Origin of the sequence: Streptomyces sp. NPDC005533, from assembly GCF_042871845.1 — a bacterium.
In the GTDB taxonomy this organism is placed as follows: domain Bacteria; phylum Actinomycetota; class Actinomycetes; order Streptomycetales; family Streptomycetaceae; genus Streptomyces.
Genome location: NZ_JBIAJH010000093.1, coordinates 1 through 8930 on the forward strand (window position 1 = coordinate 1; position 8930 = coordinate 8930).

Annotated in this window: 3 protein-coding genes and 2 pseudogenes; 2 read left to right on the top strand and 3 right to left on the bottom strand. The window is 65.2% G+C overall.

The genetic code is table 11. The features are described 5' to 3' along the window. The first annotated feature begins 644 nt into the window (after nt 1–644). On the top strand, nt 645–3206 hold the full coding sequence (locus ACFYP3_RS36125; protein WP_388842196.1) for a Helicase associated domain protein: 2562 nt from the start codon (nt 645–647) through the stop codon (nt 3204–3206). On the opposite strand, the pseudogene ACFYP3_RS36130 reads toward ACFYP3_RS36125, so the two are convergent. The 3 genes and pseudogenes from ACFYP3_RS36130 to ACFYP3_RS36140 form a co-directional block, all read right to left on the bottom strand. Further along, a pseudogene (locus ACFYP3_RS36130) lies at nt 3175–3747 on the bottom strand (IS630 family transposase); the annotation flags it as partial. The gene ACFYP3_RS36125 and the pseudogene ACFYP3_RS36130 overlap by 32 nt on opposite strands. A gap of 426 nt (nt 3748–4173) precedes the next feature. Continuing rightward, nucleotides 4174–4413 (bottom strand): annotated as a pseudogene (locus ACFYP3_RS36135) (transposase family protein); the annotation flags it as partial. Between the two features lie 383 nt (nt 4414–4796). Beyond that, nucleotides 4797–6443, bottom strand: coding sequence for a ricin-type beta-trefoil lectin domain protein (locus ACFYP3_RS36140; RefSeq protein WP_388842198.1), 1647 nt, complete (start codon nt 6441–6443; stop codon nt 4797–4799). A 1664-nt stretch (nt 6444–8107) separates the two neighbouring features. Here ACFYP3_RS36140 and ACFYP3_RS36145 point away from each other — a divergent pair. After that, complete coding sequence (locus tag ACFYP3_RS36145; protein WP_388842200.1) at nt 8108–8446, top strand: transposase; 339 nt, start codon at nt 8108–8110, stop codon at nt 8444–8446. Nucleotides 8447–8930: the final 484 nt, after the last annotated feature.

Below are 8930 nucleotides of genomic sequence, written 5' to 3' on the forward strand. Positions count from 1 at the left end.
CCCCGCGGAGCGGGACCTTCGGCGGCAAGCCGCCGAAGAGTGAACCGCCGCCGCAAGCGGCGGCGGGGCGTCGCTGACGCTTCGCCAGGTTCCCGCGCGAGCGCGGGAATTCGACGCCCGCAGGCGGGCGTCGAGGGAGGAGGCCGGCGCAAGCGCTGGCCTGGTGGCGTTGACGGGTCACCAGATGTCCGCGCAGGCGCGGGCATCGGCGGGCCTGTGGGTCGGTTGGGGTGTCCGCTTGCGCTCCCACCCCTGGACCTTGCGGCTTCGCCTTCAGGTCCTGAAAGGCGCTGGCGGCGGTGAGGGGGTGGGTGTGGTCTGTCAGGTGCGGGGCAGTGCTGTCGGCCCTGTCTACCTGTGGGTGTTGTCGTGTGGTGCGGCCTTGACTCCGGCCGTAAAACCGGGGTCTTGAGGGGCCGACCGCGGACCCCACGGTCGAAGGTGTGAACCCCCTTTGGTGGCAGTGCCATCAGGTATGACCGCGTAACCTGCCGTCAGCATAGCGGGGGTCCTGTCCCGTGTCTGCAGTTTTGAGGTAATGAAGTCTGTAGACTCATGCTGATGATGTGGTGTGTAGGATCCCGAGAACACCGCACCACCTCCCCGACGGGTTTCCCGTCGCCTCCTTTTCTGTGGAGTGCCGAATGAAGAAGACCGGTGACATCGTGCTGCGTCCTCACCAGGAGGAGGCAGTGGAGGCGATCGTCCGAGGGCTGGATATTCCGCCGGGGAAGCGGATTCCGGAGGCCGGTCTGCGGGCGACGGTGGTGGCGGCGTGCGGGACCGGGAAGACGTTCATGGCGGCCGCGGCGGCGCTCCGGCTGGCACGGCGCGGGCGGGTCCTGGTGCTGCTGCCCACTTTGGATCTGCTGACGCAGACGGTGCGGGAGTGGCGGCTCGCCGGGCACACCGGGCCGGCTGTCGCGGTCTGCTCGCTCGAGGACGACCCGCAGCTGGGGCAGCTCGATGTCCGGACGACGACGTCGGCACCGCAGCTGGGGCTGTGGCACGGCCGCGGCCCGGTGACCGTGTACGCGACGTACGCCTCGCTGCCGGTCATCGCCGAGGCCCATGAGGGCGCGTACGGGCTGCCCATGGACGTGTTCGACCTGGTCGTCGTCGACGAGGCGCACCGGACGTCCGGGTCGGCGGGGAAGGCCTGGGCGGACGTCCACCGCCAGGACGTCGTCCCCGCCATGCGCCGGCTCTACATGACCGCCACCCCACGGATCTGGATGGAACGGCCCCCACGGACCCGCGCGCAGGAGCGTGAGAAGGAGGAAGCGCGGCGGCGCGCGGTGGCGCAGGAACGCAGAGAGCGGGAGAAGGCCGAGCATGAGGAGGCCGGGGCGGGGGGGGGGGTGGATGTGGCGCGGCCGCGGTGGGACCGGCTGCCGAAGGAGCTCGCGTGCTCGATGGACGATCCGAAGGTGTTCGGGCCGGTGGTTTATGAGTTGTCGCTTGGTTCGGCTATTTCCCGGGGGCTTTTGGCGAAATATCAAGTTGTGGTGGCGGAACTCACCGACCCTGTAGTTACTCCGCGACGGTTGAATAGTGAGGAGCGGTACGAGGAGCAGCTGCGCGGGCAGCGGCTCGCGGCGATGCAGACCGCGTTACTGGAGACGATGGCCGAGCACGGGCTGCAGACCACCATCACGTTCCACCACCGCACGGTGGAGGCGGAGGCCTTCGCCGCCGGGCTGGAGCGGGTCGCGTCCCGACTGCACGCGGTCGACCCGGGGCGGCATCCGGAAAGGGTGTGGTCGGGCTGGCTGTGCGGGGAACACGAGGGCGCCCACCGGCAGTCTGTACTCGCGGATTTCGGCCGTAGGGCGGGGCGGGCGGTGCTGAGTAATTGTCGAGTTCTGGGCGAAGGGGTTGATATTCGGGCAACGGACAGCGTGGCCCTGATCGATCCGAAGGGATCGGCCGTGGACATCGTTCAGGCGATCGGGCGGGCTTTGCGGCAGAAGCCCGGTGAAGGGAAGATCGCCACCCTGATCGTGCCCGTGTTTCTACGGGAAGACGAAAAGCCTGAGGACATGCTTTCTTCGGATTCCTACCGGCCACTGGTACGGGTTTTGGCAGGATTGCGGGCACACGATGAAAAAGCTGTGGAAATGCTTGCCATTCCACAGGAAAACCAGAAAAGGACCGTAGACCCGTCACGGCCGGTCGGGAAAGCCCCAGAGGACGGTGAGGAGGAATCGCGGCTGCTGCTCCGCTTCGCAACCCCTCGAGACCCGGCGCTCATCGCAAAGTGGATCACCTACCAGGTCATCAACACCGAACGGCAGGACTGGCGCCGAGGCGCCGAAGCCGCGCACCGCTACCGGCAACGGGAAGGCCATCTGGACGTCCCGTACGAGCACGTCGAGGTGGTGGGGGCGTTCCCGCTCGGCCGGTGGCTCTCCGATCAGCGGCGGGCGTACCGGGCGGGAACCATGACCGGAAAGCGCGCGGCGGAGCTGGAGCAGCTCGGGATCGTATGGGACACCGCCGACGCCGCGTTCGAGGAGAACCTCGGTGCGGCGCGGGCCTACCACCAGCTCCACGGCACCCTGGCCGCGCCGCGGCAGGCGACTGCGCTGGACCAGGCCGTCGGGCAGTGGCTCACCAACGTGCGCCGCCCCGGCGGACTCGGCAAAGACCCCGCACGCGCCCAGCGGAGAGCCACCGCGCTCGCCGCCATCGACCCCGACTGGAACCCGCGGGTACTGGGGTGGACGGTCGACTGGCAACGCCACTACACCTACCTCACACAACTCCTCGCCGAAGGCGCACGGCCGACCACGATCCTCCCCGGCGTCACCCGACACGGCGAAGACATCGGCCGGTGGCTCGCCACTCAACGCCGGAACTGGGACCAGCTGAACACCGAACAGCAGCAACGACTCCACGCACTCGGCGTGAAGCTCCAGAAGGCCTCACGGGCCCGCACGGAGACCGCGAAAACGGCTGAGGCGTCCGGGCCGCGCGCAGGAGGGACGGCCTTCCAGAAAGGCCTGAAAGCCCTCGTGCAGTACACGGCGCGTACCGGGGCAGTGACAGTCCCCAGGACACATGCCGAGACCGTGGACATCAACGGCAACGAACACACCGTAAAACTCGGCATCTGGCTCACCAACACCAAAACCAGGCGCGACAAACTGACACAAGAGCAGCACGACGCACTCACCGAGGCCGGGGTGGACTGGACACGGTAGCCCCCCGACACCGACCACACCCAGCGGGCGGGTCTGTTGTAGATGAGGCGAGGCATTCAAGAATCTCGTCGGCGGTTCCGGTCCAGATGTAGGGCCTCGGGTCGGTATTCCAGACTGCGATCCAGGTCCGGATGTCCTTCTCCAGCACCTGGACCGACATGTGGACGCCTCGTCGTATCTGCTTGTTGGTGAGTTCGGCAAACCATCGCTCGCCGAGGCTGAGCCACGATGATCCTGTCGGCGTGAAGTGCAGAGGGAACCCTGGGGTGGCCCAGCAGCCACTTCTTGACGGCTGGAGTCTTGTGAGTGGCGTAGTTGTCGACCACGAGGCGGATCTTGAGACTGGCCGGGACTCCCTTGTCGAGCTTGGCCAGGAACTTCAAGAACTCCTCGCCCGATGCCCCCCGTACAGCGAGCCCATCACCTGCCCGGTGGCCACCTCCAGCGCGGCACACGGTGTGCTCGTCCCAGCGCGGACGTAGCCGTGTGTCACCCGTCCGGGCACCCCGGGCACCCCGGGCACCATCGGCAGCACCGGTTGTGGAAGCACCCGCGCAGCCTGACGACGCACCGATCGAGGCCCCGCGGCCGATCCTCACCAACCCCGCGTACCCCGACGGAAGTCCAAGGTGCACCGGTTCGACCGGCCGCGGATACGCTGCCCCACTGATAGCCGACTTCCACCCAAGGTCGAACTGCCCCAAGCTTCGCGTCGAGCTCGGCCGGTCTCCCCACCGAGGCTCGTCTACAGAAACCACTCAATGACCTGGAAGGACGGCCTGTGGGACGGTGAGGGGCCCGGCCGGGTTGTGGAGGACTGCTCCGGTGTCGTGGACCTGCACGAAGAACTGGCGCAGGCCCGCGAGCCAAGAAGCCCTGCGGGCCGCCACCGGCCGCGTCGACACCCGCCCCACCTCCGCGGCCGCACGACGCGAAGGCGACCCACCAACGATCATCACGGACCCTTCGCCTCCGACACCCCGGACCCCGCTCCTACCTGCGCGAACGTCTCGTTCTTCCTCAGGTGCGCCAGCACAAGCAGGGCTTGCTCGAAGCAACCCATCCGCCGCCAGGGCGAGTTCAGCTCCTGCCGACGGACATGCAACAGCCAGGCGACATGCTCGACGAGCTCGTGCGAGACGTCGAGGCTGGCAGAATACGTAACCAACAAAGCCTCCGTTGTCGGCGTGATGCGTGAGAACACCACACCAACGACGGAGGCTTCGTCATGTCACCACGCACCCTCGCTGATCTGCTCATTCACCCTTCAAGACCCCGGATGAAAGAGGTTCACTGAGCACTGGGCAGTCGACGTCTCGCTACTCGGGGCTACCGACCTTCCTCCCATTACTCCCTCATGGGCTTAACCATAAATTCTTCAGCGGCTGGACATGAAAGCAACTCGCGTCCGCGACGCCTTCCCGCACACCGCGGACACAAACCCTCCTTTCGCTTTCCCAATCCGCGCCCATCCGACAGCAATCGCTTATCCACCTAAGTCGAAATATTCTCGACACGGCATTCGATACTGGAATCCATAAAACATTGCCAGCCGAAGCGGAACACTCCCAGCTTTAGCGGGATAACGTCCTACCTGTAGGGGTAGAAGTTCCACTTCTGCTTCTCCTGGGCCGCATTACACGAGGCAATTTCAACCGAGTCGTCCCCGGCGGCTGTGAGATCGTAATATTGGAGGCATTGACCTGTGTCCACACCGGCATTGGTGTATACATGAATGGTGTCGTCCGAGTACCTACGATATTGCTGAGACTCTTGTGCCACCGAATTTTCATCACCACAGGACCGTATACCAAAAGCAGCGGAGAAACTACCGCGCAGGGTTGCACAGTATGCCGCATCACCGCCGCCCGCCTGCAGTTCACCATTGGCCGCGAAGGTCCACTCCTGCGCGGTGTTATCATCTTTGCCGCTACAGTCAGATTCTTCGACGCTGATGTTGTTCCCCGAATACCAGAGTCCAGAGTCAACATTCCAGCACAATTCCTGCCGCGCCCTCGGCCGAATCTTTACAGGACTTGTATCCTTCACCACCGTGGGGGCCGGCGGCTTAGGGACCGGAGCCTTGGACGGCGTGGGCTGAGGGGCCGGCGGCTTAGGGACCGGAGCCTTGGACGGCGTGGGCTGAGGGGCCGGCGGCTTAGGGACCGGAGCTGGCGGCTGGCTGACATACGCGGCAAGCCAGGTTGCCGGGCTGTCAGTCTCCGGGCTCTGCACCTTCATCCGGAGCGGGATCGCCGTCCCCGTCACAGTCTTGTCCTCCTGCTGAGTGCGGATGAGGAGATAGCCGGAGTACCACCCGACGTTCGTGCGCGCCTGGAGGTACACCTTCCTGTTGGCAGGGTTGGGGTAGGTGACTTCGAGTGTGCCAGTATCCACAGTCCCGTCCGCGATGGCCCTCGAATAGTTGTACTCGTATGTCGGTGTGACTGAGCCTTCCCCGCCGATTGCCCCCTTGTCGCCGCCGCCCGTAACTTTGAACGTTGCCGAAACGCCGACCTTCCAGCCCGTCGTCACGGTGTCCGTCCTCGAGGCAGAGGTTGTCTGGGTGGATTTGATCGGGTTTCCGTTCACCGTGGCCGAGGTGGTCAGCACGGGATAGTCGGCATATGCCGGCTTATTGAATCCAGGATTGTCACTCAGCAGCACACCATAGAATTGACAGTTTGGTCCTGCCGCGCAAACCTGCTGGATGTGTGCGGCATTATATTTCACCTCTTCCTGGCCGAAGTGGCTGGCGATGGGGTCATAGGAGTCAATTGGATGCCACCAGCCGTCCTTGTAGACGGCCTCTTTATAGACCACATCCTTGTATTTCATGCTCACATAGGGGACATTACCTCCTACCTCCTGTCCTTTTACCCAGTAGGTTGCGAATTTTTTGGCCGCATGGGTTAATCTCAAATCAGTCTCAATCTTAGTGTTCTGTTTCGCCGACCTCTCACTCGCTCCCTCCGCATCGCTGGCGTATGGGACAATGCCATTCATGCCTGCATGATCGAAGCTGATCGTCTTCGGGAGGGGAGCAGCTTCGCGCATCGCCCCCATGACGGCGCTCTGCTCGATGATGAGGTCCGTGGGCTTCATAGACCACGGACCGGTCTTCACGTTCACCTTCTTCTCACCGCCGGCCGCGATGAGGGCTACGGGATCGCCCGTGCAGTCACTGCTCCTAAAGACCTGCAAATCCACGTCCAGGCCGTTCGTGAATTTCACCATGAGATCATCGAGCTTTTTCCACTCCGGCTCTAGCCGGGATCGGCCTGACAGCCCGGCCGCCTGCGTAGACGCTCGGGTCGCATCACCTGGTCCGTGAGCGGGCTGAAAAGGTGTACTCCTACGGGCTGATCCCTCGCGGCATCCGCTGTTATTGGCCCAGGTCACCTCCGTCGGGTGCATTGCACCCACCGCATAGGTCACCGTGCCGGTAGCGGCGCGGGCGACAGGGGCTGCAGGGGCGAGGATGACCCCGCCGGCAGCGAGGACGACGGCAGTGGCAGCAGCCGTAAGCCCAGGCCCGGTTCTGATGCTGTTCATCGTGGGTTGACACCTTCCCTTCAACGTTCCGGCCTGAAGCCGACGCTGCAGCTCCAGACCTTCGATGCCATACCGGGATCGGCCACCCCGAAGGGAGGTGCCGACCTGGTCTGGCAAGGGTGACAAGGCGTTCCCGTGAGGATGTCTCCCCAAGGCCGGGACAGCAGGTGGCAGGAGCCAGCACCCGACGCCGCAAGCCCTCGACCCGAGCACGACATCCGAAACACGCGCGGGAGCCAGACAGACAGCAGCACAAAGGCTTCGGTCGCAGGCATCACGCCAACCTCCACGACAGCTGGCTCCAGCCACACAGCCGGACCAAAACGGTCCGCCTTACAACCTCTTAGAGGCAACAACCCACAAACCCTTACGCCAACCCACCCCCGGAAGGTTGTCCACCCGGCTGCCCCAGCCGGCTGGCATCCCGCCACACCCACGGACCCGAAACCGACGTTCAGACCGCAGAGTGGACCGTTCCGACGTCCGTGACGACGGCCTTCGAGCATATGAGTCGTGGTGTCCGGTTCAGAAGCCGTGAACTGGCGGTGACTCCGGGGCATCCCCTCACGAGAGTCGGTACGGGCCGTTGGGTGCGGCAGTGCTGCACGAGGAGCCGTTCGGGCCGCAGCGCGGTCTCCCAGAGAAAGTACGCGTGGACCGAGGCAAGGGCTTCCTGTCGAGGACAGCGGCGACCTCCGCGGGTGCTCGTTACCGGGGTAGCAGGCCCAGGAGGAGATCAGCCGCGCCCAGTACCGCCCCGCAGGTATAGGCGGGCGGATCCACCACTCTCACGTCCAGGACATCGCAGCGCCGGGACGCGGCAGGCGTCGTCGCCACGGTGTAGCAGGTCCGGCTCAGCTTCTCGGTGGCTTTCAGGTGCGCTTTCAGCGCGCGGGCCTTGCTCGCGGACCTGGCCTGGAGTATTCAGCGGCATTGGGTGATCTGATGTTGCCGGTAGCAGAAAGGTGCCGCTGACGTGCCAGGATTCGAGTGTCTAGGTCGTATCCGTTGCGAGAGCCAGGGCACCAATCTGGTGAGCGAGTCTACGGGGTGGGACCGGCGGCTGTACGTGGTCGCCGACGGCAAGGGTTGATGCGGCATGTCGGGGCGGGGCTGCTGCGTCGGCTGGCTGACCGTACAGGGGTTGACGGGCGGGCCGGCGGCCGTGCTGCCTGTCGGGACGGGAACCGGCTGGCAAGAGCATGCGGCCGTGGTCGTGCAGCTCGCCGTGGCGATCGTGCTGGGGGCGGTGAATCTGTCGGACGCCGAGCAGTTGCAGGCCCACCACCAGGGCCTGTTCGGGCCGGCGGTGTTGGACTTCGACGGCCCGCCGGACGCTGGGGGCGATGGGCGAGGAGGTCCTGAGGAAGATCGCTCAGGCTCGGGCTCGGGCTCGGGTGCGCCGTCATGTGTGGCCGCTGCTGCATCTGCGGCCAGGCGGGTTCCTGTGGCTGACGATCGCCGGCAAGCGGCTGCAGGGCTGGGTGGTGATCGACATGGACGCCCCGATCATCACGGCGGCGTCGAAGAAACAGGGTGTCGCGGCGACCTGGAAGAAGTCGTTCGGGTTTCATCCCCTGGCCGCGTGGTGCGCGAATTCCCGCGAGTGCCTGGCGATGCTCCTGCGCGCGGGCAACGCCGGCTCGAACACGGTGGGCTACCACATCGAGTACCGCTCAACCTAGGGGTCCAGCGTCCCGGAGGCATACGTACGGACCGCGGCGACGCCCATACCCGCGGACAGGCGGCCAGCATCGCCGTCTTCTCCGCCGCCGGCGGATCCGCGGCCGCCGAGGCAGACACCACCGCCGTAGGCGCCCCAGCCGGCTTCACATCCGAGGCACCACCGCCGCACCCGAAAGGATCACCGCCACCACCCCAACACTCGCAACCCATAACACCGCTCCCCGCACCAGACTCCCGGAATTCGTGATCACCGCCACGCTAGCGACCACACCCCCACCAGCCCCATGCCATTCCAGCCACACCAGCTCCAGGAAGGTAAATCCGGGACATCACCACCAGCACCGGCCCCGATCAGGGCCGATCCATGGCGAGTCCGTGAGGCGATTCCCCTAAGACCGTGTCCTATGTGGTGAGGCGTCGTTGACGTCGGTATGGGGCGGGGCACGTGGAGTTGGATTGTTCCAGACGGGCTGTGGGAGATCG

Excerpts from the sequence above, each read along its gene's own strand:
- ACFYP3_RS36125 (WP_388842196.1), top strand. The coding sequence starts at position 645 with ATGAAGAAGACCGGTGACATCGTGCTGCGTCCTCACCAGGAGGAGGCA.
- ACFYP3_RS36140 (WP_388842198.1), bottom strand. The coding sequence starts at position 6,443 with ATGGTGAAATTCACGAACGGCCTGGACGTGGATTTGCAGGTCTTTAGG.
- ACFYP3_RS36145 (WP_388842200.1), top strand. The coding sequence starts at position 8,108 with ATGGGCGAGGAGGTCCTGAGGAAGATCGCTCAGGCTCGGGCTCGGGCT.